At 66.6% G+C, this 25,823-nt stretch carries 20 protein-coding genes; 10 read left to right on the top strand and 10 right to left on the bottom strand.

Annotated elements, in window-relative coordinates; all coding sequences use genetic code 11:
• Genes ACCQ12_RS19835 through ACCQ12_RS19820 form a run of 4 tightly spaced genes read right to left on the bottom strand, consistent with a single transcriptional unit; the run spans position 1 to position 7,143 of the window.
• On the bottom strand, positions 1–1,722 hold the full coding sequence (locus ACCQ12_RS19835; protein ID WP_372382537.1) for a glycoside hydrolase family 43 protein: 1,722 nt from the start codon (positions 1,720–1,722) through the stop codon (positions 1–3).
• Positions 1,710–2,969 (bottom strand): D-mannonate dehydratase ManD, encoded by a 1,260-nt coding sequence (manD, locus tag ACCQ12_RS19830; protein ID WP_372382536.1) that lies wholly within the window; start codon positions 2,967–2,969, stop codon positions 1,710–1,712. The genes ACCQ12_RS19835 and manD overlap by 13 nt, the downstream gene beginning before the upstream one ends.
• 11 nt (positions 2,970–2,980) lie before the next feature.
• Positions 2,981–4,945 carry a sialate O-acetylesterase gene (locus ACCQ12_RS19825; protein WP_372382535.1) on the bottom strand — a complete coding sequence of 655 codons (1,965 nt, stop codon included), beginning with the start codon at positions 4,943–4,945 and terminating at the stop codon, positions 2,981–2,983.
• A complete protein-coding gene (locus ACCQ12_RS19820; protein ID WP_372382534.1) occupies positions 4,942–7,143 on the bottom strand; it encodes an alpha-glucuronidase family glycosyl hydrolase in 2,202 nt (733 codons plus the stop codon). The genes ACCQ12_RS19825 and ACCQ12_RS19820 overlap by 4 nt, the downstream gene beginning before the upstream one ends.
• A gap of 161 nt (positions 7,144–7,304) precedes the next feature.
• Here ACCQ12_RS19820 and ACCQ12_RS19815 point away from each other — a divergent pair, with 161 nt between their 5' ends.
• Positions 7,305–8,372: a LacI family DNA-binding transcriptional regulator gene (locus ACCQ12_RS19815; RefSeq protein ID WP_146093298.1), complete on the top strand. Its 1,068-nt coding sequence runs from the start codon at positions 7,305–7,307 to the stop codon at positions 8,370–8,372.
• A gap of 215 nt (positions 8,373–8,587) precedes the next feature.
• Here the strand turns inward: ACCQ12_RS19815 and xylA are convergent, their stop codons facing one another.
• A complete protein-coding gene (xylA, locus tag ACCQ12_RS19810; protein ID WP_372382533.1) occupies positions 8,588–9,925 on the bottom strand; it encodes a xylose isomerase in 1,338 nt (445 codons plus the stop codon).
• Positions 9,926–10,748: 823 nt separating this feature from the next.
• Between xylA and ttcA the strand changes: the two genes are divergently transcribed.
• The 3 genes from ttcA (at position 10,749) to ACCQ12_RS19795 (ending at position 14,494) form a co-directional block, all read left to right on the top strand.
• On the top strand, positions 10,749–11,666 hold the full coding sequence (ttcA, locus tag ACCQ12_RS19805; RefSeq protein WP_166752893.1) for a tRNA 2-thiocytidine(32) synthetase TtcA: 918 nt from the start codon (positions 10,749–10,751) through the stop codon (positions 11,664–11,666).
• Positions 11,667–11,726: 60 nt separating this feature from the next.
• A complete protein-coding gene (locus ACCQ12_RS19800) occupies positions 11,727–12,632 on the top strand; it encodes a recombination-associated protein RdgC (RefSeq protein ID WP_039408990.1) in 906 nt (301 codons plus the stop codon).
• Between the two features lie 1,076 nt (positions 12,633–13,708).
• Positions 13,709–14,494 carry a YgjP family zinc-dependent metalloprotease gene (locus ACCQ12_RS19795; RefSeq protein ID WP_372382532.1) on the top strand — a complete coding sequence of 262 codons (786 nt, stop codon included), beginning with the start codon at positions 13,709–13,711 and terminating at the stop codon, positions 14,492–14,494.
• 432 nt (positions 14,495–14,926) lie between these two features.
• Here the strand turns inward: ACCQ12_RS19795 and ACCQ12_RS19790 are convergent, their stop codons facing one another.
• Complete coding sequence (locus ACCQ12_RS19790; RefSeq protein WP_372382531.1) at positions 14,927–15,799, bottom strand: alpha/beta fold hydrolase; 873 nt, start codon at positions 15,797–15,799, stop codon at positions 14,927–14,929.
• Entirely contained in the window at positions 15,796–16,761 is a 966-nt protein-coding gene (gene hemH, locus ACCQ12_RS19785) for a ferrochelatase (RefSeq protein WP_047694202.1), read from the bottom strand. Before hemH ends, ACCQ12_RS19790 begins: the two co-directional genes overlap by 4 nt.
• Positions 16,762–16,913: 152 nt before the next feature.
• Between hemH and ACCQ12_RS19780 the strand changes: the two genes are divergently transcribed.
• The 5 genes from ACCQ12_RS19780 to ACCQ12_RS19760 all read left to right on the top strand — a co-directional run bounded on the left by ACCQ12_RS19780 (position 16,914) and on the right by ACCQ12_RS19760 (position 20,134).
• Complete coding sequence (locus tag ACCQ12_RS19780) at positions 16,914–17,813, top strand: lipid-binding SYLF domain-containing protein (protein WP_047694171.1); 900 nt, start codon at positions 16,914–16,916, stop codon at positions 17,811–17,813.
• Between the two features lie 72 nt (positions 17,814–17,885).
• Positions 17,886–18,113: a Sec-independent protein translocase subunit TatA gene (gene tatA, locus ACCQ12_RS19775; RefSeq protein WP_003484969.1), complete on the top strand. Its 228-nt coding sequence runs from the start codon at positions 17,886–17,888 to the stop codon at positions 18,111–18,113.
• Positions 18,114–18,128: 15 nt separating this feature from the next.
• Complete coding sequence (tatB, locus tag ACCQ12_RS19770) at positions 18,129–18,776, top strand: Sec-independent protein translocase protein TatB (protein WP_104581839.1); 648 nt, start codon at positions 18,129–18,131, stop codon at positions 18,774–18,776.
• Positions 18,773–19,510, top strand: coding sequence for a twin-arginine translocase subunit TatC (tatC, locus tag ACCQ12_RS19765; RefSeq protein WP_039412278.1), 738 nt, complete (start codon positions 18,773–18,775; stop codon positions 19,508–19,510). Before tatB ends, tatC begins: the two co-directional genes overlap by 4 nt.
• A gap of 30 nt (positions 19,511–19,540) precedes the next feature.
• Complete coding sequence (locus tag ACCQ12_RS19760; RefSeq protein ID WP_208412727.1) at positions 19,541–20,134, top strand: hypothetical protein; 594 nt, start codon at positions 19,541–19,543, stop codon at positions 20,132–20,134.
• Between the two features lie 101 nt (positions 20,135–20,235).
• On the opposite strand, the gene ACCQ12_RS19755 is transcribed toward ACCQ12_RS19760, so the two are convergent.
• From ACCQ12_RS19755 to ACCQ12_RS19745, 3 genes are all read right to left on the bottom strand, one after another.
• Entirely contained in the window at positions 20,236–21,135 is a 900-nt protein-coding gene (locus ACCQ12_RS19755) for a BPSS1780 family membrane protein (RefSeq protein WP_039412276.1), read from the bottom strand.
• A gap of 59 nt (positions 21,136–21,194) precedes the next feature.
• A complete protein-coding gene (locus ACCQ12_RS19750; RefSeq protein WP_104581837.1) occupies positions 21,195–21,947 on the bottom strand; it encodes a glutamine amidotransferase in 753 nt (250 codons plus the stop codon).
• Positions 21,948–22,893: 946 nt separating this feature from the next.
• Positions 22,894–24,708, bottom strand: coding sequence for a GspE/PulE family protein (locus ACCQ12_RS19745; protein WP_166750827.1), 1,815 nt, complete (start codon positions 24,706–24,708; stop codon positions 22,894–22,896).
• 89 nt (positions 24,709–24,797) lie between these two features.
• On the opposite strand from ACCQ12_RS19745, the gene glyQ reads away from it, so the two are divergent.
• Positions 24,798–25,706, top strand: a complete 909-nt coding sequence (glyQ, locus tag ACCQ12_RS19740; RefSeq protein WP_039412270.1) for a glycine--tRNA ligase subunit alpha — start codon at positions 24,798–24,800, stop codon at positions 25,704–25,706.
• Positions 25,707–25,823 lie beyond the last annotated feature (117 nt).

The raw sequence follows: 25,823 nt of genomic DNA, 5'->3' as shown, positions 1-25,823 counted from the left end.
TCAGTCCTGTTGGCGGTCGGGGTGCGATTGGGCGAACGGCCCGATCATGCTGCCGACGAAGCCGCCGGCCTGTTCGGTACTGAGAAAGCCGGCATCGTCGTTGCGGCGGAGCGATTGCCAGCCGCGGCCATCGGCGTCGAAGGCGAAGCTGTACGCGCCGCCATCGCCGCTGATCTGCAGGCGCAGCTGTGCGGTTGCCGGAATGCGGGTCTGTGCAAGCGTGGTGGTGGTGGCGCCATCGCGCTTGTCCAGGAACACCTGCAGCGCATCGCCATCGCGACGGACGCCGAGGGCATACCACGCATTGTAATTCTGAAACGCGGCCAGCCCCGCACTGACGCCCGCCTGCGCGGGCACATCCAGCGCCGTGCTTGCCGTAAAGCGTGTGTGTTGCTGGCGGCGTGCGAGGAAGGCCGGTGTGCCGGCGCTGTCCAGCCCCTGCGTGCCGGCATGCAGCGTCAACCAGCCTGTACGCGTGCGCAGGTCAGCCACCTCGCTCTTGGGCACGCGGACGCTCAGCCACTCGCGCTGCAGCGTGGCGTGGTCGAAGTCGTCATGCCAGGTGAAGTTGCCCGCCAATGGCGCCTGCGTGGCACGTGCTTTTTTTGTGCCGGTGGGCGCCTTGGCGATGTAGGGAATCGGCTGGCCCGCCGGCAGGATGGAGGGCCAGCCATCGCGCCACTGCACCGGCAGCAAGAACGTTTCGCGCCCGGTGTTGTAGCGGTCGCCGCTATACGGACGGCTTGCGAGAAACACCGCCCACCACTGCCCATCGGGCGTGTCCACCAGGTCCACGTGGCCGGCATTGCTGATCGGGTGCGCGCGCGTGGCCGGCAGATCGCGTTGGGTCAGGATGGGGTTGTTCGGTGCGGGCGCATACGGGCCCCACACGTTGCGGCTACGCAAGACCACCTGCGAATGCTGCGGCCCGGTGCCGCCTTCGGCGCAGGAGAGGTAGTACCACCCGTCGCGTTGATACAGGTGCGGGCCTTCGATCCAGATCGGCTTGCTGGCCAGATCCACGCCGCCATTGAGCAACACCTTGCGCGGGCCAACCGGTTGCCTGGTGGCGAGGTCGAAACGCTGCATCCAGATCGCGCGATGGCCTTCGTACAACGGCGTGCCCTGCGGTGGGCCGTTGTTGAGCAGATACGCGCTGCCATCGGTATCGAAGAACAATGAGGGGTCGATGCCGTCGATACCCGGCAGCCAGGTCAGCGCCGACCACGGGCCCTCCGGGTCGCTGGCACTGGCGATGAAGTTGCCCCCGCTATCGACCGACGTGCCCACCACGTAAAAGCGCCCGGCGTGATGTCGGATGCTGGCGGCGAACATGCCGCGCGACACGCCCAGCCCGTCGTAGTCGAGTTGCTCGCGGCGCTCGACCACATTGCCGATCTGCGTCCAGTGCACAAGATCGCGGCTCTCGAACACCGGAATCGCCGGGAAATACGCAAACGTGGAATTGACCAGGTAATAGCGCTCGCCCACGCGGGTTATGCTGGGGTCCGGGTAGAAGCCGGCCAGGATCGGGTTGCGGTAGTGGCCGGCCGGCAGCGGAGTTGCGAACACCGCATCGTCGCCGCGGTAGTCGAACCAATCGAAGGCGACATCCACGCCGGTGGGCGCCGCTGTCGTTGCCGGTGCCTGCACCGCAGCAGGGGCAGGCGCAGCCATCAGCAGGGCCAGCGCTGCCGGCAGCAGGCGCATCACCAGTCCCACATCGCGCCGTCTTCCAGGCGTGCGATCGGCAACTGCTTGGGCACGTACGGATACTTGGCTGCCAGCTCCTCGTCGATGTCCACGCCATGCCCAGGAGTTTCGCCGCAGTGCAGGCGCCCGTCGCGGAATTCATAGTCATGCGGGAACACCGCGTTGGCTTCGTCGGAATGGAACATGTATTCCTGGATGCCGAAGTTGGGCACCCACGTGTCGAAGTGCAACGCTGCGCCCATGCACACCGGCGACAGATCGGTGGCGCCGTGAAAGCCGGTGCGCACCTGGTGCAGCGCGGCGAAATCGGCCAGCCGGCGTACGTGGGTGATGCCGCCGGCATGCACAATGGTGGTACGGATGTAGTCGATCAGCTGCTGCTCGATCAGGTGCTTGCAGTCCCAGATCGAGTTGAACACCTCGCCTACTGCCAGCGGTGTCATGGTGTGCTGGCGAATGATCTCGAACGCCCGCTGGTTTTCCGCCGGGGTGGCGTCTTCCAGCCAGAACAACCGGTACGGCTCCAGGTCGCGGCCCAGGCGCGCGGCTTCGATCGGAGTGAGCCGGTGGTGCGCATCGTGCAGCAGCTCGATCTCGTCGCCGTGGTCGCTGCGCAATTGCTCGAACAACTTGGGCACCACACCGAGATAGCGCGGCGTTGACCACACGGTTTCGGTGGGCAGTTCGCTTTCGGCCGGCTCGTAGGGCTTGCCGCCGACTGAAATACCGTAGGTCTTCTTGATGCCCGGCACGCCGCATTGCGCGCGGATGGCGATGAAGCCCATCTCGCGGAAGCGGCCCACTTCATCGCTGGTTTCGGCGATATCGCGGCCGTTGGCGTGGCCGTACACCAGCGCGCCTTCGCGCGAGCGCCCGCCGAGCAGTTGATACAACGGCATGCCGGCCATCTTGCCCAGGATGTCCCACAACGCGACATCGACTGCGGCAATCGCGCTCATGGTCACCGGGCCACGCCGCCAATATGCGCCGCGGTAGAAGAACTGCCAGATGTCCTCGATGCGCCCGGCATCGCGGCCGATCAGGTTCGGCACCAGGTGTTCCTGCAGGTACGCCGCCACTGCCAATTCGCGCCCGTTGAGCGTGGCATCGCCCAGCCCGGTGATGCCGGAGCGCGTGCGGATCTTCAAGGTGACGAAATTGCGCCCGGGGCAGCTGACGATGACGCGCGCCTCGACGATCTCGCGGTCGCGGGCAGAACCTTGCAGCGGTGCAGGGGAGTCGGGAGTCTGTGACATCGTGATCTCGCTCAGGGGGAAGGGGTGGCGGTGATGGGAAGTTCAAACGGGCCAGCTGGCAGGCCGCTGCGGTCGTACAGCGTGCACACCGGGCTGTCGGCCCAGCAGTAGCGCACGCGCGTTGCGGTCATGCCGGAAGGGATGCGCACGCTGACATCGCGGCCCTGCAGCGTGGCGCTGGCATAGCGGCAAGTGCCGGACGCCTCGCCGCACAGCTCGAAGCCGATCGGTGCGTCGTTGCCATAGCTCAGCAAAGTGGTGTCCACGTCATCGAAGCGGATGCGCACGCTATCGCGCTCGCGCTGCAGGCTGCGCGGCACCGGGCCGGACGGCGCAATCGCCTCGCCATACACCACATGCCGCGCTGCACGCGCCAGGCGCCGGCCCAGCTCCTGCTTGTTGGCCGGATGGATGTCGTAGCGGTCGCCGATATCGATCGCCGCCGCCAAGCCGGCGCGTGCATCGTCGGCAACGAAGCGCCGCTGCGCCTCGCGCAATTGCGCCCAACCGCTTTCGGCCGGTTGGGTGGGCGGGGTGCCGTAATTGGCCAGCTGCACCACCAGCAGCGGCAACTGCGCACCGAAGCGCTGTCGCCAATCGCGCTGCCATGCGTTGAGCAAGGCCGGGTAATGCGCCGCATCGCCGGCATTGGATTCGCCCTGGTACCACAGCACCCCACGCAGGCCCAGCTGCCCGAGCGGGGCGATCATGCCGTTGTACAAGGTGGTGAGCCCGGCGGCCGATGACCACGGCGCCCGCGGTGGTGTGCCGACTGCCGGCGGCACGATGCGGTACTGCCATGGCGCATCCAACGCCAGCGTGCTGCCATCGGCAAACTGCAGTGCGCGCGATTGCGCATCGCCCAACAAGCCGCCGCGTCGATAGGTGTTGAGCACATTGAGCACGATGCTGTTGCGCCCGGCATGCAACCGCCCGCGCGGCAGCGGGTAGCGACGCGGCTGGTCCGCACCGTAGCTGCTGCCCACGCCGCGTCCGTTGACCCAGGTCTGGTCCAGTTCGTCCACCGGCCCCAGCAACAACGTCGCGTCCTGCGCGGCCTGTGCCGGTGTCAGTTCGATGCTGGTGCGGTACCACACCATGCCGTTGAAGCCGACCAGCTGCGGCACGCCCCAGTCGTCCCATGCGCCCAGTGCCGGCGGTGCGCCCTGCCAGTCGCCGGGCGCATCGGGCTGCCACGGTTCGCCTTCGCCATGCGCATGCCACCAGGCTTCCCACAGCGCGGCCCAACGCGGTGCCGCCGCGACCGGGTCGGTTGCGTAACGTGCCAGCACATCCAGCGCCGGGCCATCGTCGCCGGCCGCACGCAGCGGCGCGTCGCCGATCCAGGCCTGCAGTTGCGAGCCGCCCCATGAGGCGTTGATCAAGCCCATCGGCACGTCCACGGTCTTCTGCAACTCACGCGCGAAGTAGTAACACGCGGCCGAAAACTCCTTCACCGTCTCCGGGGTGGTGCGCTGCCACGTTGCAACGCCACCGAAGCCACGTTGCGGGGTTGGGCTGGATTGCGCGGGCACCTTGAACATGCGGATGCTGGGGTGGTCGGCATCGGCAATCTCGCTGCGTGCATCCAGGGTGCGGTGCACCTGCAGCTCCATGTTCGACTGCCCCGAACACAGCCACACATCGCCGATCAAAATATCGTCGATCTGTTGCACCACCCCGTTGGCAGTGCTGGCCTTCAGGCGGTACGGGCCACCGGCCGCATGCGCAGGCAGGCGTGCCTGCCAATGCCCTTGCCGGTCTGCGCGAACCTGCACCTGCGCCGTCTCCAGTTGCACCGTGACACGCGCGCCCGGCGCCGCATCGCCCCATACGCGGATCGGCGCATCGCGCTGCAGCACCGCATGGTCCTGGAAAACGGGATGCAGCAGCGGTGCATCTGCGGCGCTTGCCAGTTGCGGCAGCAGCAACACCGATAACGTGGCGACCAACACGTTCAGCCGACATGCGCTCACTTCGGATTCCCCGGTGCGTACGGAAATGTCAGTGCCTGGTAATACGCCAACGGATGCGCTGGCGGCGCCACGCCGGCAGGCAGCGGGCGGCCGGACACACTCTGGAAATAGGCGATGCTCGCATCGCGCCACCACTGCGCCTCACGCTGCTGGATCGCCAAGAAAGCGTCCACCTGTTGGTAGCGCGGCGCATCGATCTTGCCGGCAAGGCCTTGCCAGGTCGTGCGCATCGCAGCCACCTCGCTCACACCGTGGTCGTAACGCCAGACCAGCTCGTCCCACAGCGGTCTGCCGGAGGCCATGCGGTGATCCCACGGCACATGATGGAACCACAGCAGCAACGGCTCGGGCACGCGCTGCACATCGCCGAACACGCGCGCCACCGGCAGCGCATATTGCGCAACGGCATTGCTGCCGCTGGCGCTGCGATCGAAGCCGATCCCGTTGCGGTCGGCGCGGTGGTAATACACCGGGTCCCAGTCAGGGCGTTCGCTGCCGGCATCCCAAGGTGCCGGGCCGTAATGGTGGCCGCGCCCCATCAGGTGATGCAGCCCGAGCGGGGTCATGTAGTCAACCACCGCCTCGCGCGAGCGCAGCATCATGCCAACCACCGGTTCGACCACAGCCGGATCGTTGGAAAACGTCATGCGCGCCCATTCCTGCGCAATGGCCTGCGGCGACAGCTGCGGGTCCCACGCCAGCCGCCCATAGGCATACCAGTTGGCCTGGTCGAAGATCGAGCCACTCCAGTTGCGGTCGGCACCGATATTGGCCACGCCGGCAATGCCGGTCAGCTGCGGATATTTGGCATCGGTGAACAGGCTGCCATCCACGGTTCTGGCCACCGTCGAGCCGTTGCCGCGTGCGTAGGTGTCGGCTTGCAAGGTCTCGGAAAACAGCGTGCCCAGGTAGGCCAGATGGGTGGAAAAGCCAAGGTATTCCTTGGTGATCTGAAACTCCGGCATCAATGGCGTCTTGCGCATCGCACCGAACAACGGGTGAAACGGCTCGCGCGGCTGGAAGTCGATGGCACCGTTCTTCACCTGCACGATCACGTTGTCGCGAAAGGCGCCATCCAGCGGCACGAATTCGCTATATGCCTGTTTGGCGCGGTCGTCCGGCTGCTCGTGCGAATAGACGAAGGCCCGCCACATCACCACCCCGCCATGCGGCGCCAGCGCGTCGGCCAGCAGGTTTGCGCCATCGGCATGGCTACGTCCGTAATCCTGCGGGCCGGGCTGGCCTTCGGAATTGGCCTTGACCAGGAATCCGCCAAAATCCGGGATGCGCGCATAGATCTCGTCGGCCTTGTCGCGCCACCAGCGCTGCACTTGCGGGTCCAGTGGGTCGGCAGTCTTCAGACCACCGATCTCGATCGGCGCACTGAAGCGCGCACTGAGAAACACCCGAATGCCATAGGGACGAAACACCTGCGCCAGTGCCGCGGCCTTGTCCAGGTACTGCGGCGTGAGACTCCACGCCTTGGCGTTGACATTGTTGAGCACGGTTCCATTGATGCCCAACGAGGCATTGGCGCGCGCATAGTCGGTGTAACGCGGGTCCAGATAGCCGGGCAAGGTTTGCCAGTTCCACAACGAGGCGCCGGCATAACCGCGCTCCACCACGCCATCGAGATTGTCCCAATGATTGAGCATGCGCAGCTGCAGGCGCGGCGCCTCGCGCACATCCAGCGCAGTGAGCGGTTGGCCAGTCTGCAGCAGGCGCAGAAAGTGAAACGCGCCATATAGCGCGCCGACATCGCTGCCGCCCACGATGGCCGTGGTCCGACGCCCATCGACGCTGACCGTGCGGATCAGATAGCCCTCGCGGCCCAGGCCATCGGTTTTCAGCTTCAATGCCGCCATCTGCGGGGCGGTCGCGGCGCCCAGCAGGATGCTGCCATCGGCGGTGACGGTCGCGGTGGTGGGCAGCGCATTGCCCAGTAGCCCCTGTACACCGCGTTGCAGTTCTTCCCGCGCGGCCCGCAGCGTAGGCGAATCACCGGCCACCACCAGGGCGCTTGCGTGCTGGCGCAGCTGCGCGGCCTTGCCCAGGGTGTGGTAGCGCAACCATAACTCGTAGCCATCTTCGGCATGCACGGGGGCGACCTGCACCAACGCGGCACCCAGCAGGACCAGCCAAAGCAGCGCCAGCACATGCCCGCTCGCGCGCGTGCGGCCCATCCGGCATGCGCTCATGCGGCGCGCTCCTGCAGGCTGCAGGCGCGTGGGTGCATCTCGCCGCTCTGTCTGCTTCCCGGTACCATGGCTTGCATCGCGCCACGTCGGGCTGCCGCGCGTGTACTGGCAGCAGCACGCGAGCATCCGCCCGCTGTCGCAGTCACCTGAAGAGGCCACGCTTGGAGAAGATCAGGAAGTCGGTCCGCCGCACCAGTCGCGCGACCACCATCGACGAGGTGGCGGCGCTGGCGAAGGTGTCGCCGATGACGGTCTCGCGTGTGGTCAACAACAACGGCAGTGTCCGCGATGCCACCCGCGAGCGGGTGATGCGCGCGGTCGACAAGCTCGGTTACACGCCCAATCTCGCTGCCAGTGCGCTGGCCGCTGCACAGAGCACCCGTATCGCGTTGATCTACAGCGATCCCAGCGGCGCGTATTTGCGCGAGCTGTTGCTGGGTGTGTTGCGCGTGGCCTCGCGGACCTCGATCCAGCTGGTGATCGACTGCTGGGACGACCTGGATGCCGATGCCGAGCGCCGTGCCGCACGCAAGCTTGCCAAGGGCGTGGCCGGCGTGATCCTGCCGCCGCCGTTGTGCGAGTCCAGGGCCGCGGTGCTGGAGCTGGTGCGCGCCAAGGTGCCGGTGGTGGCGATCGCCTCCAATCACTTCAGCCCCGATGTGGCCTGCGTGCGGATCGACGAATTCGCCGCCGCCAAGGAGATCACCGAACATCTCATCGCGCAGGGGCATACGCGCATCGGCTATATCGCCGGGCATCCGAATCTGTCGGCCAGTACGCGACGCTTTGAAGGGTTTCAGGCCGCGTTGTCCGATGCCGGCCTGCGCCTGGATCGGCATCTGGTGCAGCCGGGCGACTACACCTACAAATCCGGCCTGATCGCCGCCGAAAAACTGCTGGCGCGCAAACGCCGCCCCAGTGCCATCTTCGCCAGCAACGACGACATGGCAGCCGCGGCCATTTCGGTCGCGCACCGACGTGGGCTGGATGTGCCGCGTGACTTGTCGGTAGTGGGCTTTGACGACACCTCTGCCGCCACGGCGGTATGGCCCGAACTCACCACCGTGCAGCAACCCATCGCCGCCATGGCCGATGCCGCGCTGGACATCCTGTTGAAGACGATACGTGCCAAGGAGCGCACGGCGAAGATGGTCGATCATGTGGTCGCGCACCTGCTGGTCAAGCGGGATTCGGTGGCCGCACCGACACCCTCCGATCCGGCCGAGTAAGAGGAGCGACGGCGCGGCCGCAGTACGGGCGCAGTCGCCGACGGGTTGTGCATGTCCTGTGCGTCCCTGCGGTGGCCGGCGTGATGTCCCCTGCGTAGTACGCGCCACGGTGCCGTCGATCTGGATGAGTGGCTGCATCGCCTGCATTGCCGCCAGGGCAATGCAGGCGGGGTGTCCCATCCACGCCGCGTCCCACGCCGCGCGCGTGGCAGCGTTCACCGGATCAGATACTGATTGATCAGGTTTTCGTAGGCTTCCTGACGGCCGCTGATCTGCTTGGGCGCATTGCCGGCGGCATGCTTGGCCACATCCACCAGCGTGCTGGTGCCGTTGGCAAAGGCTGCGCCCGCACCACTGTCGAAGCTGGCGTAACGCTCGGCGCGCCACTGCTCCAACGGCGAAGACGTCAGCAACGCGTTGGCAACCTCAAGACCACGTGCAAATGCATCCATGCCACCGATATGCGCCAGGAACAGGTCCTGCGGATCGGACGATTCGCGGCGCACCTTGGCATCGAAATTCAGCCCGCCCGGTGCCAGCCCGCCCTGGCGCAGCACCACCAGCATCGCGCCGACGGTGTCGTACAGGTCGGTCGGGAACTGGTCGGTGTCCCAGCCGTTCTGCGGATTGCCGCGGTTGGCATCGATGCTGCCGAGCAGGCCGGCATCGCTGGCAACCTGCAAATCGTGCTCGAAGCTGTGACCCGAGAGCGTGGCGTGGTTGGCTTCGATATTGAGCTTGAAATCCTGGTCCAGGCCGTGCTGACGCAGGAAGCCGATCACGGTGGCGCTGTCGAAGTCGTACTGGTGCTTCATCGGCTCCATGGGCTTGGGCTCGATCAGGAAGTTGCCGGTGAAGCCGATCGCGCGGCCGTAGTCGCGTGCTAGGGTGAGGAAGCGCGCCATGTTGTCCTGCTCGCGTTTCATCTGCGTGTTGTGCAGGCAGGCATAACCTTCGCGGCCGCCCCAGAACACGTAGTTTTCGCCGCCCAGTTCCACCGTGGCATCGATCGCGGCCTTGACCTGCACGGCGGCGCGCGCCACCACATTGAAGTCGGGGTTGGTGGATGCACCATTCATGTAGCGCGGGTGCGAGAACAGGTTGGCGGTGCCCCATAGCAGCTTGATGCCGGTGTCGGCCTGGCGCTGCTTGGCGATGCCCACCATGTGCTTGAGGTTGCTTTCGTACTCGCCGATATCGTCCGCATCCGGCGACAGGTCGATATCGTGGAAGCAGTAATACGGCACGCCGAGCTTGGTGAAGAATTCGAATGCGGCATCGGCCTTGGCTTCGGCACGGTCGAGCGCGCTGTTGCCGATATCCCACGGATACGCACGCGTACCCGGGCCGAACGGATCGGCGCCGTTGCCGCAGAAGCTGTGCCAGTAGGCCACGGCAAAGCGCAGATGCTCGGCCATGGTCTTGTCGCCGATCTTCTTGTTGGCGTCATAGACCTTGAACGCGAGCGGGTTGTCGGAGTCGCGGCCTTCGAAGCCGATCTTGCCGATGCCGGGGAAATACTCTTTGGCGCCGATGTAGACGGTGTTGCTCATGGGGTGGAACTCCTGCAAGGAGGCGAGGGAAGGCAAGGGTGTTGCAAACGAGTGGCCAGTCGCGCAGCGCGGCAGTCGCCCATGTGCACTGCCGCTGCGCCAGCAGCGCGCGCGGCCGGCACCAAGGGGGACTGCGCGCGCAAGATCCGACCCACACCACGCAAAATGTTAGCGCTACCACAATTGCGACCGAAAAAAGCCGCGCGATGAAGCGAAGCTGGAGATTCCATGCCGATTCCGAGTGAAGCGGTCTGCCCGACTTTACCCAGCCCGGCGCCGAAAGGCTTGCTGCGCTGCGAGATACGCAGTTTGCTGTGGTGGCCGGGTGTGGTGATGGCCGGTAGTGGGCGGGCCGTGGCGTACGGCCCTCACCCGCCCTTCGGGCACCCTCTCCCGCATGCGGGAGAGGGAATCGCCGAGCGGGGGAGCTGCTGGGGTGAGAGGAAGCTGCCACGAAAGGGAATCGCCAGGAGAAGGAACCGCCGGGCGAGGGATCGCCAGGAGAGGGAGCTGCCACGAGAGGGAGCGCCAGGAGAGAGAGCCCGGAGAGGGAGCAGCCCGGAGAGGGAGCTTCCAGCAGAGGGAGCTGCCACGAGAGGGAATTGCTACGAGAGGAACCGCCGGGGTGAGGGAGCCGCCGGGGTGTAGGGTGTTGCTGGGAGAGCGCCGCCAGGAGAGCGCCGGTGGGTGGCGCTCCCCCCTAAACAAGGGCTTGCTCCCTTCCCCCGTTTACGGGGGAAGGTGCCCGAAGGGCGGATGGGGGCAGCCACCCCTGACCTCACGACCCAATCCCAATCCCCCCGGCAGCTACAATGGCCGGCTTATGACCGCTGTCCTGCCGCTGCCGCAACCCCTGGCCGACCCCGCGCCGCGCAACCCGCGCCAGCGGCCGATGCCCGAACAGCTGCGCCTGGGCAAACGCCTGCAACGCCAGGTGGGCCAGGCGATTGCCGACTTCGGCATGATCGAAGCCGGCGACAGGGTCATGGTGTGCCTGTCCGGCGGCAAGGACAGCTACACCCTGCTGGACATGCTGTTGCACCTGCAGCGCAAGGCGCCGGTGCCGTTCACGCTGGTGGCAGTCAACCTGGACCAGAAGCAGCCGGACTTCCCCGCCCACGTGCTGCCCACCTATCTGCGCGCGCTGGGGGTGCCGTTCGACATCGTCGAGCAGGACACCTATTCGGTGGTCAGCCGGGTGATTCCGGCCGGCAAGACCATGTGTTCGCTGTGCTCGCGGCTGCGTCGTGGCGCGCTGTATGCCTATGCGCAGGCACATGGCGTGACCAAGATCGCGCTCGGCCATCACCGCGACGACATCGTCGCCACGTTTTTCATGAATCTGTTCCACCACGCACGCCTGGCGGCGATGGCGCCCAAGTTGCGCAGCGACGACGGCGCGCATGTGGTGATCCGCCCGTTGGCCTACGTGCGCGAGGCCGACATCGCCGACTACGCGCAGGCGCGGCAGTTTCCGATCATTCCCTGCAACCTGTGCGGCAGCCAGGAAAACCTGCAGCGCCAGCAGGTCGGCCGCATGTTGCAGCAATGGGATCGCGAGCAACCCGGGCGGGTCGATCAGATCGCGCGCGCGCTGGGCGATGTGCGCCCCGAGCAACTGGCCGACCGCCGCCTGTTCGATTTCCTGAGCCTGGGCCGCGCGCCCGGGGCCGCTGCGGCCGTGCCCGACGCCAGTGACGATTGGCTGGCCGCCAGCGACACCCCACACAACAGCGACTGACGCGCCCGCTCGGTCGCCGTCGGTCTTCCACCTCCACGTTTGTCTTCTTCGGTCTTACGCATGTTCTTTCGCAATCTCACGTTGTTCCGTTTCCCGACCACGCTGGATTTTTCCGAAATCGAAACGCTGCTGCCGCCAGTGCAGCTCAAGCCGGTCGGCCCGCTGGAAATGAACTCGCGCGGTTTCATTTCGCCGTTCGGCCGCGATGAGCAGGAAGTGCTTTCGCACCGCCTGGAAGACTTCCTGTGGCTCACCGTCGGTGGCGAGGACAAGATCCTGCCCGGCGCGGTGGTCAACGATCTGCTCGAGCGCAAGGTCGCCGAGATCGAGGAAAAGGAAGGCCGTCGCCCCGGCGGCAAGGCCCGCAAACGCCTCAAGGACGACCTGATCCATGAGCTGCTGCCGCGCGCCTTCGTCAAGAGCTCGCGCACCGACGCCATCCTGGATCTGCAGCACGGTTACATCGCGGTCAACACCTCCAGCCGCAAGAGCGGCGAGAACGTGATGAGCGAGATCCGCGGCGCGCTCGGCAGCTTCCCGGCGCTGCCGCTCAATGCCGAAGTCGCCCCGCGCGCCATCCTCACCGGCTGGATCGCCGGCGAGCCCTTGCCCGAAGGCCTGAGCCTGGGCGAAGAATGCGAAATGAAGGACCCGATCGAAGGCGGCGCGGTGGTCAAGTGCCAGCACCAGGAACTGCGCGGCGACGAGATCGACAAGCATCTGGAAGCCGGCAAGCAGGTCACCAAGCTGGCGCTGGTGCTGGATGACAACCTCTCCTTCGTGCTCGGCGACGACCTGGTGATCCGCAAGCTCAAGTTTCTCGACGGCGCGCTGGATCAGCTCGAACACAGCGAAGACGACGGCGCGCGCGCCGAACTCGACGCACGCTTTGCGCTGATGAGCGCCGAAATCCGCCGGCTGTTCCTGTTGCTGGAAACCGCGCTGAAGCTCAGCAAGGCGGAGTAACCAGGTTTCGAACTTGTGGCGGCATTGGCAGGCGCGAGTCGATGCGTGCGTCAAGAGCGCGGTGAGTCGAGTGCGCGGTGCCCTCACCGCTCGCGGGACACGCCGTCAACCCGTCCATGGGGGCTCGGTGGCGGCATCCATGCCGCCATCGAGCCCGCAATCGGCGAGGACACCGCACCAGAAATTTGGCTGGTGGTTTTACTGAAGAGCGAAGACACCGCGTCGCCGATCCGCTGATCGCTGTTCTGAAAACTCTGCGCACCGACCATCTCGACTGGTCCTTGCCCGCCCACCGTCGCGGGACCTTGAGCGGCATGGATGCCGCGCCAGAGCCTCCATGGACGGATTCACGGCGTGTCCCGCGATGGTGGGCGGGCAAGGGCCCCTGCAGCAAACGCGCAGCCTCGGTCGAGGGCGCGGTGCCCTCACCGCTCGCGGGACACGCCGTTGACCCGTCCATGGGGGCTCGATGGCGGCATCCATGCCGCCAACGGTCCCGCAAGCGGCGAGGGCACCGCACCAGACAGTTGGCTGGTGGTTTGTTGAAGAGCAAAGACACCGCGTCGCCAGTTAGCTAATCGCTTTTTGAAGACTCTGCAAACCGACCATCTCGACTGGTCCTTGCCCGCTCACCGTCGCGGGACCTTGAGCGGCATGGATGCCGCGCCAGAGCCTCCAGGGACGGATTGACGGCGTGTCCTGCGATGGTGGGCGGGCAAGGGCCCTGCAGCACACGCAAAGACGTCGAGTGCGCGGTGCCCTCACCGCTCGCGGGACACGCCGTTAACCCGTCCATGGGGGCTCGATGGCGGCATCCACGCCGCCAATGCTCCCGCAAGCGGCGAGGACACCGCACCGGAGCGTTGGTCGGCTGCTTTCTTGAAGACGTATCGTCGGTGCGTCCTGCGGAGGTCGAGGGCAGGGCCATGCAGCCAGGCCGCATATCCACCCAGTTCGGCTGCGCCCATCTGCCAGTGGGCGTGGCCGTCTGGTGGGTCGCTCCAAGTCGCGCCAACATCGAATGCATCACGTGCGCCGTCTCACCACCTGACACATCGCAGCGCTATCCTGTGCCCATGTTCAAACCCGTCCGCCGCCTGATTGCGCCGCCCTCGCAGGTTGTCGAACGCGACTGCGTGCGCGTGCAACTGGACGGCCGCGACATCGACGTGCTGCGCGTCCGCGACCCGCGCGCGCGCCGCATCAAACTCAGCGTCGACGAGCGCGGCGCGCGGTTGACCTTGCCGTTGCGTGCAAGCCTGGTGTCCGGCGAGCGCTTCCTGCACGCGCACCTGGATTGGCTGGGCACGCAGCTGTCGCGCTACCAGCAGGTCGATGCCTTTCCTGCGCTGGAGCGCGGGGTGCCGGGGCTGCTGCCCTTGCGCGGGGCGCTGCTGCCGTTGAGCTGGCACGACGGCCGCTACGCACGCATCGACATCACCGATGCAGGTGCGCAGTTCTATGTGCCCACCCGCCTGGGCGATGCCGGTCTACGTCGCACACTGAAGGAATTCTACGAAGCGCAGGCCCGCGCCGATGTCGGCCGCTGGTTGCCCACCTATCTCCCCGGCCTGCCGCGCGCACCGGCACGGTTGCGTTTGAAGGTGATGTCCTCGCAGTGGGGCTCGCTCGCCCCGGATGGCTCGATGGCACTGGACCTGGCACTGGTGCTCGGCCGCCCGTCTGCGTTCGAATACGTGCTGGTGCACGAGCTCTGCCATCTGCTGCAGGCCAATCATTCGCCGGCCTTCTGGGCCGAAGTGGAACGACGCTTCCCCACCTGGCGCGACGAACGCAGCTACTTTCACGAACACGGCCGCCAGCTCAAGGCGCAGCTGCGGCGGTTGTTGCAGGTCGCCTGATGCGAGGCCGCAGCGATGTCTGTCTGTCAGGTGCGCAGCGCTCGCGCTGATCCGGTCGCACTAAGTCCAATCAACAGCGATGCAAAGCCACTGCGCGGTCTGCCTTGGCGCGCGGCAAGCCCGCTAGCGCCATTCGTACGCTGCAGCCTGGGCGAGGTGCCGTCGGGCCAGCGGCGATAGCCAGGCAAACTGCTGCGCCAGGGCGCGTTCGGCCATGGCGACGCCTGTGTCCAAGCAGCGGGCCGTTGTCCAATGACGTGCGTTGCACGCTGTCGACCAGACCTGTTCGAACAACGCACGATCGTCCGCCCCAAGCGTTGGATCGGCACGAACTGCACCGCAAAACGTCCAGGGCGCATCCCACCGATCGAAGCACTCAATTGCAATCACCACGCGCCGCATGATGCATCACGCTCCTTCCAGCTGCCTGCATCACCTCGGCGGTTGCGGCAGATCCGCAAGAAACCCATTGATCACCGCCGCCACCGGTGCCGGGGTTTCCATATGCAGATGGTGCGTGCCCGGCAGCAGCGTCAGACGCGCGTCGGGCACCATCGCCACGCGGTGATCGCGCAGCGCATCGGAAAAATACGGCTGCGCCGGCGTGGCGAAGATCGCCTGGGTGGGGCACGCGATGGAGGCCAGCACCGCGTCGATCTGCGCCTCGGTCATGCGGATGGCGGTGGGCAGGGTCAGGCGTGGGTCGGTGCACCAGCTGTAGCCGCCCTCCACCACGCGCAGGCCGCGCTCCACCAGCAACCGTGCAGCCGGTTCGGTGAGCTGGTTGGCCATCATGCGTGCGCGCACCGGTGCCTCCATCGAGGCGAACACCCGCAGCGGCCGCTGCGCCAGGGTGCGCGTCGAACGCACCGAGTCGCGCAGTCGTTCGGCCGTGCTCTCCACCGGCTCGGCCAGGGCGCCCAGCGCCTCGATGACCAGCAGCGCCTCGATGCGCTCCGGCGCGGCAGCGGCCATCAGGCTGGCGACGCCGCCACCGAGCGAATGGCCCAACAACGTGAAGCGGTCCCAGCCCAGCGCATCGGCCACCTGCAACAGGTTGTGGATCGCGCTGCTGAGCGTGTACTCCGCGCCCACCGGCAGCCACGCGCTATGGCCATGGCCGGGCAGATCCAGCACCACCAGATCCAGCGCCTGCGCGTGCAGATGCGCGCTCAGCGGTACGAAGCTGGCCGCGTTATCGAGCCAGCCATGCAGGGCCAGCACCCGGCGCGGCCCGCGCTCTGTGCTGCGCAACCCGGTGATACGACCGATGGCCAGCTCGCACGCAAACGGCTCCAACCTCACGCGCGACGCGCCAGTGCAGCCAGTGCCTGCGCGTGCGCATCGCTGGCATTGAGGCAGGGGATATAGCTGAGCGTGGCGCCGCGTTCGGCCAGCGTTTCGGCAAAGCCCAATGCCACTTCCTCCAGCGTTTCCAGGCAGTCGGTGGCAAAGCCCGGGCACACCAGATCGAAGCTGCGCACGCCGCCTTCGGCCAATGCCCACAAGGTCGGTTCGGCATACGGCTGCAACCAGCGTTCGGCCCCGAAGCGCGACTGGTAGCCCATCTGCCATTCGTCCGCGCCCAGGCCCAGCGCCGCCACGATCGCCTGCGCACTACGCTCGCATTGCTGCGGGTACGGGTCGCCGGCATTGGCCACCCGTTGCGGCAGGCCGTGGAAGGAGAACATCAGCTTCTCGCTACGCCCGTGGACCTGCCAGTGCGCGCGGATGGAGTCGGCGATCGCCGCCACCCAGCCGGCGTCCTCGCAATAGTCCTGGATCACCTCCACCGCGATCTCCGGCGCGCTCGGGCGCCACGCATCCACCACGTCCTGGATCGAGGCGGTGGTGGTGGTGGAGTACTGCGGGTACAGCGGCAACACCACGATGCGCCGGATGCCGCGCGCGCGCAGGGCATCGAGCGTCTTGCGCAATGCCGGCTCGCCGTAGCGCATCGCCCACTCGACGTGCCAGTCGGGCAGCGCCTGTTTCAGGCCATCGGCCAGGCGGCGGGTATACACCGCCAGCGGCGAGCCATCGGGTAACCACACCTTGGCGTATTTCTCCGCCGATTTGGGCCCGCGGATTGGCAGGATCACTCCGTACAGCAGCGGTTTCCAGAAGAGCGGCGGAATGGCGACCACGCGGCGGTCGCTGAGGAACTCGGCCAGGTAGCGGCGCACGGCCGGGGCGGTCGGCGATTCGGGGGTGCCGAGGTTGACGACCAGCAGGGCGGTATCGGGTGTCGTGTTCATGCGCACCATTCTGGCAGAGGCGGGCAGCACTGCCGAGAACACTGCACCAATGACGGCGATCGGCCGCGTCTTGCAGCCGGTTGCGCTCACCACCGATTCATTGCGCCACCACTAACGTCGCGGCATTGCTATCTTTGACGCATCGTCCCCTGGAGCTTGTCATGCCTCGTTTGTCGCGCCTGGCCCTGTTGTTGTCGCTGACCTTCGCTGCCGGCCATGCCGTGGCCGGCCCGGAAGAAGACCAGCGCGCACGTAATGCGGTGCGGGTGCTCAACGAGATCATGAAGATTCCCGAGCAGTCCATTCCGGACAAACTGCTCGACGAGGCGCGCGCCATCGTGGTCATCCCCGACACGCTCAAGGCCGGTCTGGTGATCGGCGGTCGTCGCGGCCACGGCCTGATGTCGATGAAGAACGCCGACGGCAGCTGGTCGCAGCCGGTGTTCGTCAAGCTCACCGGCGGCAGCATCGGCTTCCAGGCCGGCGTGCAGTCGTCCGACGTGGTGCTGGTGTTCCGCAACGACCGCAGCCTGGACAACATCGTCAACGGCAAGTTCACCCTCGGCGCGGATGCCGGCGTGGCTGCAGGTCCGGTCGGCCGGAACGCCGCTGCCGCCACCGACGGCCAGCTCAAGGCCGAGATCTGGTCGTGGTCGCGCGCACGCGGGCTGTTTGCCGGCGTGGCGCTGGACGGCGCGGTGCTGCAGATCGACGATGCCGCCGACCTCAACGCCTATGGCGGGGGTGCGACTCCGCGGATGATCTTCGAAGGCCGCACCAACGAGCGCCCGTCCACCGACGTGATCGCCTTCCGCGACCGTCTGGAGGAAGTCACCTACACCGCACGCGCCAACCGCACCAGCGATGGCGACGACGACACCGCGCCGGTGCCGCCGCGCGCGCCAGGCGCGGCCCCGGCGGCGCAATCCGCACCGCCGCCGCCTGCCAACGAAGCCAGCACGGTACCGATGCAGCCCAGCACCACCCCGCCGCCGCAGCAGGGGTTCCAACCGGTGTCCGATGGTGAAATCCGCACCGAATCACTAGACGGCAACCGCTGAGGCGCTGTCATCCCCCTGCACGGTGCGCTGGGGTATCCTGCGCCTTCCTTCTTTTCAGCAAGCGAGCAGATCATGGGCGGTTTCAGCATTTGGCACTGGCTGATCGTGCTGGTGATCGTGTTGCTGGTGTTCGGTACCAAGCGGCTCACCAGCGGTGCCAAGGACCTCGGCAGCGCGGTCAAGGAATTCAAGAAAGGCATGCACGACGACGACAAGCCGGCCGGCAAGCTCGGTGACGACTCCCGCACTGCCGAGCAGGCGCGTGAGGCGCAGGCCGAACGCGACCGCGACGCGCGCTGATCCGGAGCAGCGTCGGTGTTTGACATAGGTGTTGGCGAACTGACGCTGATTGCGATCGTCGCCCTGGTGGTGCTCGGTCCCGAGCGCCTGCCCAAGGCGGCCCGATTTGCCGGACTGTGGGTGCGCCGCGCGCGCGCGCAGTGGGATTCGGTCAAGCAGGAACTCGAACGCGAGCTGGAAGCCGAGGAGCTCAAGCGCAGCCTGCAGGACGTGCAGGCCTCGCTGCGCGAAGCCGAAGACCAGTTGCGTCACAAGCAGCAGCAGGTGGAGCAGGGTGCACGCGCACTGCATGACGACGTGGGCCGCGATATCGACATCCGCAGCAGCGCCACGCCGGTGGCCACGCCACTGGAGCTGGCGCATGCGGATCTGTCGACCGGCGCCAATGCCGAGCCGGTTGCCGGGACTGCCCCGGGTGCTGCCATCGCCGCACCGGCGGCGGCGCCGGTGATTGCACAGGCACAGCCCGTTGCGCCGGCGCCCCATCAGGCAGTCGTGCCGGCGCCGCATGACCCCGTGGTACCGGCACCGCATGCAGCGCATCTCACCAGCGCGCCTGCGCAGGGCCCGGTCGCCGCACCGCCTGTCGAGCCGGGCACGCTGCACGTGTCCACCGCACCAACCCCGGCCGACCCGGCCAGGATCCAGGAGAAGCACCCGTGAGCCTGTTCGACGATGCACAGGCCGAAAGCAGTCTGATCGAGCACCTGGTCGAATTGCGCGCCCGCCTGGTGCGTGCCCTGATCGGCCTGGGTGCGGTGCTGCTGGTGCTGTTGCCGTTCTCGCGGGCGATCTATTCCTGGCTGGCCGCGCCGCTGATCTCGCAGCTGCCGCTGGGGCAGACCATGATCGCGATGAACCCGGCCGGTGCGTTCTTCGCCCCGCTCAAGCTGACCTTCTTCGTGGCGGTGTTTTTCAGCGTGCCCTGGCTGCTGTACCAGGCCTGGGCGTTTGTCGCGCCGGGGCTGTACCAGCGCGAAAAGAAGCTGGCATTTCCGCTGCTGGCCTCGGCGGTGGCGTTGTTCTACATCGGCTGCGCGTTCGCGTATTTCCTGGTGTTGCCGGCGGTGTTCCACTTCCTGACCACGTTCAAGCCGGACGTGATCGCCATTACCCCGGACGCCAATTCCTACCTGGACTTCGTGCTGGCGATCTTCTTCGCCTTCGGTGCGAGTTTCGAATTGCCGGTGGCGCTGGTGATCCTGGTGCTGCTGGGCTGGGTCAGCCCCAAGCAGCTCAGCGAAGGCCGCGGCTACGCCATCGTCGGCATCTTCATCCTGGCCGCCGTGCTTACCCCACCGGACGTGGTGTCGCAGCTGATGCTGGCCATCCCGATGTGCCTGCTGTATGAGCTGGGCATCATTGCCTCGCGTGCGGTGGGGCCGAAGAGCGCCTAATTCGCGCTCGGTCTGCGAGCTGATCTGGGAATGCAAAGAACCACATCAGAGCAGTTGTTTGAAACATTCTGCGCGCATCATCGGCTGGACTGCCAGCGGATTGCCGAGACATCCAGCCGTACCCCCGACTATCACGTGTGGCTTGGCAGCACGTTGGTGGCGGTGGAGATCAAGCAGATCGAGAGTGATCGCGGAATCGATCCAGATGGCGTGTGGTCCAGGACGATCGGTTGGCATGTGCGCCAGAAGATTGTCGAAGCGCGGGGGCAGCTACGCACGGCGGCCGGGGCCGGCATGCCGACGGTGTTGCTGATTTACAACACCGTCGATCCGTTTCAGCTATTCGGCACCGAACGACACGACTTCATCAGCGCGATGTATGGCGAGCTGACAGTACGCATCGATACGTGCGGTAACGCTGCGAGTGACTTCTTCCACGGCCGTAATGCCACCTTGAGAGAGAATGCCAATACGTCCTTCAGCGGCGTGGGACACCTTCGCGAAACCCGCTCCGGTGCAGAGGTGATCATTTACGAGAACGTGTTTGCAGCGCATCCATTGCCGTTCGGCGACATACCCGACTGCATCACGGCCGTTCGCGTGGAACTCAATCGGACAGACTGACACCACGCGGACAGGTCGAATTGCGTAGGAGCGCACCCGGGCGCGACGGGCGTTCCTGGGAAAGCTTCGTCGCGCCCAGGTGCGCTCCTACGGCTCCACGATCAAGCCGCAAACACATCCGGCCGTGAGGGCTTGATCGGTTGGGCGGCGGCGCCTTCGTGGGTGAACATCTGCTTCCACGCCGCGTAGACCGAGCCGGCAAACACCGGCATCAGCACCGCCATTAGCAGCAGCTGGGCCAGCCACATCGCCACGGTCTGGCCCGCCACCAGGCCGACGATCAGCGCCACGATCATCACCGCGAAATAGATCGCGAAGATGGCGATGAAGGCCAGCACGAAGAACACCAGCATCGCCGGGAGGTTGTGCAGGCTGGCACGCAGGCTTTCGCGCAGCGCGTGGCCGCCGGTGCTGCGGTCGAACATCACCTGCGGCGGCATCACGAACAGCGCCAGCGTCATCGCCGCGAAGGTCGCGATGGTCAGCAGCAGCCACAGCAGGATGCGCCCGGCCGGCAGGCTGGCGGCCAGTTGCTCGATCTGCACCGGGTCGGGCTGGGCGCCGGACTGGCTGATCTGGTTGATCTTCACCATCACTTCGGACAACTGCTGCAGCCCGCTGGCGCCGATCATCGCCAACAACAGCACACCCAGCAGCAGGCCGGCGATCAACTGCGGCAGCAACGACACCAGCAGATGGGGGGCGCGGCCGTCCTGCAGGCCGTGCAGCAGATGCGACGGTTTGGCGACGCGGCCTTCGTCCACCTCGCGGATTGCCCACAGCAGGCCGCCCATGAACAGCGGGCCGGCCAGCACCAACAGGAACTGCAGGGCCGGGCCCAGCAGCGGCACCAGCACCGACAGCGACACCACCAGCGAGGCGGCCACGCTCCATATCACCCCCAGCGAGCCAAGCGCCAGCGGCGCCCGCTTCAACAGCGAGAAACCGGTCAACAGCCATTCTGCGCCGGCAGATGCCGGCACCTTGCGAATTTCGCTCATTCCCATTCCGGATCGATACGCGCGCCGGACCATCCGGCGTGACGCGATTATCGCTGCTTTTACGTGTGCGCGGCGGGACGAGCGTTCACTGTTTGCAGGCCGCGGGCGTGGTGCACGAACCGGCGCAGCAGCTTGCGGGCCACCGGCGCGGCGGTGACCTCGCGGGCCACGGTGCGGGCGCAGCGGCCGTGGCGGGCAATGCAGTCCGCGCGGGCCTGGACGTAGCCGCGCATGTGGTGGGTGGCGAACTCCGGGTGGAACTGCACGCCCCAGGTGGCCCGGCCCCAGCGGAACGCATGGCAGCGGTCCTGGCGCGAGTGCGCCAGCACGATGGCGCCGTCCGGGGCGCGCACCACCGTCTGCAGGTGGGTGGCATGGGCCGGGAACTGCGCCGGCAGGCCTGCAAACAAGGGGTCCTGCCCGGCTGGCGGATGCAGTTCCAGGGCGATCGTGCCGGACTCGCGCCCGGCCGGGTTGTAGTCCACCTCGCCGCCCAGGGCGTGCGCCAGCAACTGGTGCCCGTAGCAGATGCCCAGCAACGGCATGCCCTGGTGCGCCGCGGTGCGCAGCCAGCCGGCGCTGCGTTCGCTCCAGTCGGCGCGGTCGGTGACGAAGGCGGCCGAGCCGCTGACGATAACGCCGGCAAAGTCAGCCGGATCAGGCAGCGGATCGCCATTGGCGACGTCGATGGCCACCGTTTCATGCTCGGCCAGCCCCGCCGCCACGCGAATCCAGTGCGGAAAACGGCCGTAGCGCTTCATCTCCGGCACGGGCTGCCCGGTTTCGATGATCAGGAACGGCAAAACAGACATGCGCGAAGATCCGGACACGACAGATGTGCCCGATTGTAGGCGGCAGGGGCGTGTTTTTTTCAAGCGGCGGGCCAAGACGGGCGCTGCCGGTGATTGCCGAATGACATGTGCTGATTCCCTCCCAGCGGGGTTGACGGAATAACCACGGCGGTGGCACGCCATCTATATCGGCAGAGATCGGCGCGACTGGATTATCGGCGCGTTCGTGGCGTCGCGGCTTGAGGATGCCGTAGCCTGCTTGAACGGGAGGGGCGTGGCTGGATTGACCGACTTTCGACACGAAGCCGCGCCCTCCACGCTGCGCCTTTGCTGCAGGGCCCTTGCCCGCGCACCATCGCGGGACACGCTGCAAGTACGTCCATGTAGCTCCGTGGCGGCATCCATGCCGCCAAGGGTCCCGCGACGGTGGGCGGGCAAGGACCAGTCAAGTTGGTCGTTCGCAGAGCTTTCAACAGCGCAACGACCAACGCTCTGGTGCGGTGTTTTGTTTCTTCTGGTAAGCCACCAGCCAACTTGCTGGTGCGGTGTCCTCACCGCTTGCGGGACCGTTGGCGGCATGGATGCCGCCAACGAGCCCCCATGGATGGGTTAACGGCGTGTCCCGCGAGCCTTGAGGGCGCCGCGCACTCGACGTCTTTGCGTTTGTTGCAGGGCCCTTGCCCGCCCACCATCGCAGGACACGCTGCAAGTACGTCCCTGTAGCTCTGGCGCGGCATCCATGCCGCTCAAGGTCCCGCGACGGTGAGCGGGCAAGGACCGATGGAGATGGTCGGTGTGTCAGTGCAGGCGACAGGTGACGTTCGCTGGCTATATCACTGGGCGCGGCCAGCTTGCAGCACCCAAACGCGGAGCCGCACCGTCTTCGCACCATGTCCAGCTTTTATAAAACCGCCGCCCAACTGTCTGGTGGGGGGGCCTCGCCGCTCCCTCGGCCACAGTGGCTTCCCTACTCCCGGGGCGGCAATACCGACAGCACTTCTTCCACCGTGGTCAGCCCGGCGGCGACCTTTTCCAGCCCGGTGCGCCGCAGCGTACGCAGGCCTTCGCCGCGGGCGGCGTGGCTGAAGCCGGCCAATTCGGTGTCCGGGCGGATCAGGGTGCGCAGGCGGGGAGTGACCGGCAACAGTTCGTACAGGCCCACCCGGCCCAGATAGCCGGTGCGGCGGCATTCCAGGCAGCCGACCGGTGCGTGCACGTTGAGTGGTTCCGGCAGCGCTTCGCCCGGCTCGCGAATCGCCGCCCAGTCGGCGTCGCTGAGCGTGTGCGGGCGCTTGCAGTGCACGCACAGGGTGCGCACCAGCCGCTGCGCGAGCACGCCGTTGAGCGTGGAGGCCACCAGGTAGTGCGGTACGCCCAGGTCGAGCAGGCGGGTGATCGCCGAGGCGGCATCGTTGGTGTGCAGCGTGGACAGCACCAGATGCCCGGTCAGCGAAGCCTGTACCGCCATCTGCGCGGTTTCCAGGTCGCGGATTTCGCCGATCATGATGATGTCCGGGTCCTGGCGCAGCAGCGTGCGCACGCCACTGGCGAAATCCAGGTCGATGTTCTGCTGCACCTGCATCTGGTTGAATTCCGGCGCGATCATTTCGATCGGGTCTTCCACGCTGCACACGTTCACGTCCGGCGTGGCCAGGCGCTTGAGCGTGGAATACAGCGTGGTGGTCTTGCCCGAACCGGTGGGGCCGGTGACCAGCACGATGCCGTGCGGGCGCTCTACCAGCGCGCTCCAGCCGGCGGCCTCCTCGGGGCTGAAGCCGAGCTGCTCGATGCTCTTGAAGGCCGAATCCGGGTCGAAGATGCGCATCACGCATTTCTCGCCGAACGCGGTGGGCATCGTGGACAGGCGCATTTCCACCTCGCGCCCGCCCGGCGAGCGGGTCTTGATGCGGCCGTCCTGCGGGCGGCGGCGTTCGGCCAGGTCCATGCGGCCGAGCACCTTGATGCGGCTGACCACGGCGGTCATCACCGAGGGCGGTACTTCCAGCACCTTGTGCAGCACGCCGTCGATGCGAAAGCGCATGCGCCCGGCCTCGCGGCGCGGCTCCAGGTGGATGTCGCTGGCCCGCTGCTCGTAGGCGTATTGCAGCAGCCAGTCGACGATATGCACGATGTGGTGATCGTCGGCATTGACGTCGCCGGCGCGGCCCAGCTCCACCAGCTGCTCGAAGCTGGGCAGGCCCGCATTGGACTCGGTGCTGCGCGCATCGCCGCGCGCGCCGCGCACCGACTGGGTCACACCGAAGAACTCCATCGTGTAGCGATGCAGATCCAGCGGGTTGATCAGCGCCAGCTCGATACGGCGCCGGCTCAAGTGCTGCACGTCGGCCAGCCATTCCAGCGCCAGCGGCTCGCTGGTGGCGATCAGCACCCGCTCGGCATCCAGCGCCAGCGGCAGGATGCGGTGGCGGCGCGCATACGCGTGCGAGACCACGCCGGTGACGGCGGCCACATCGATGCGGGTGGGATCGATACGCAGGTAACGCAGGCCGGTGCGGGTGGCCAGCCATTCGGTCAGCCGTTCCAGGCCGAGTTCACCGGCCGGTGGCTGCGCGGCATGCAACTTCAGATTAGCCAGTAGCACCAGCGGATGCACGTCGCTGGCGTTGCGCGCGCCGGCCGCGGAGAACTGCACGCGCTCGTGTTCGTGCGCCACCACCATGCCATCGGCCAGCAACGCGGCGGCCACCGAGTCGAACATCAGCCGGCCGCGCGGCAGCAGTGCCACTGCGTTATCCGGATCGGCGATACGCCGCTGTTCCATGCTGGTTGTCCCCTGCCGCGATCGCCCGCGGCGAAGCGCTGCGGGTGGGCCGGTATACTAGCGCACCCCTTTCGCACGGCCCTTGCTGCATGTCCGATTCCCCCCGCGTTCCAATCACGTTCCAGGGCCTGATCCAGACCCTTAACCAGTACTGGGCCGACCAGGGCTGCGTGCTGATCCAGCCGTTGGACCTGGAAGTGGGCGCGGGCACGTTCCACCCGGCCACCTTCCTGCGCGCGCTGGGACCGGAGCCGTGGAATGCGGCGTATGTGCAGCCTTCGCGCCGTCCCACCGATGGCCGCTACGGCGAGAATCCCAACCGCCTGCAGCGCTATTACCAGTACCAGGTGGCGATGAAGCCCAACCCGGACAACATCCAGGACCTGTACCTGGGCTCGCTCAAGGCGCTGGGCATCGACCCGCTGGTGCACGACCTGCGCTTTGTCGAAGACAACTGGGAATCGCCCACGCTCGGTGCCTGGGGCCTGGGCTGGGAAGTCTGGCTCAACGGCATGGAGGTGACCCAGTTCACCTACTTCCAGCAGGCTGGCGGCCTGGAGTGCAAGCCGGTGCTGGGCGAGATCACCTACGGGCTGGAACGGCTGTGCATGTACCTGCAGAGCTGCGACAACGTCTACGACCTGGTATGGACCTACGGCCCGGATGGCGCCGCGGTGACGTATGGCGATGTGTACCACCAGAACGAGGTGGAGCAGAGCACCTACAACTTCGAGCACGCCAATGTGGCCGAGCTGTTTCACCGTTTCGATGCCTGCGAAGCCGAGGCCAGGCACCTGGTCGAGGTCGGCCTGCCGTTGCCGGCGTATGAGCAGGTGACCAAGGCCAGCCACGCCTTCAACCTGCTGGATGCACGCCGCGCGATCAGCGTCACCGAGCGCCAGCGCTACATCCTGCGCGTGCGCGCGCTGGCGCAGGGCGTGGCGCAGGCGTATTACGCGCAGCGCGAGAAGCTGGGGTTTCCTGGGGTGAAGAAGTAACGAGAGCCCCTCTCCCACCGGGAGAGGGGTTGGGGTGAGGGTACGGGGCGTAGCCCTCATGCATCCAAACTTCCTAGGCTTCGCCCGTCCCCCTCATCCGCCCCTTCGGGGCACCTT

Origin of the sequence: Xanthomonas sp. NCPPB 1068 (genome assembly GCF_041479385.2) — a bacterium.
GTDB lineage: Bacteria > Pseudomonadota > Gammaproteobacteria > Xanthomonadales > Xanthomonadaceae > Xanthomonas > Xanthomonas cannabis.
This window is presented reverse-complemented; position numbering and strand designations above follow the sequence as displayed.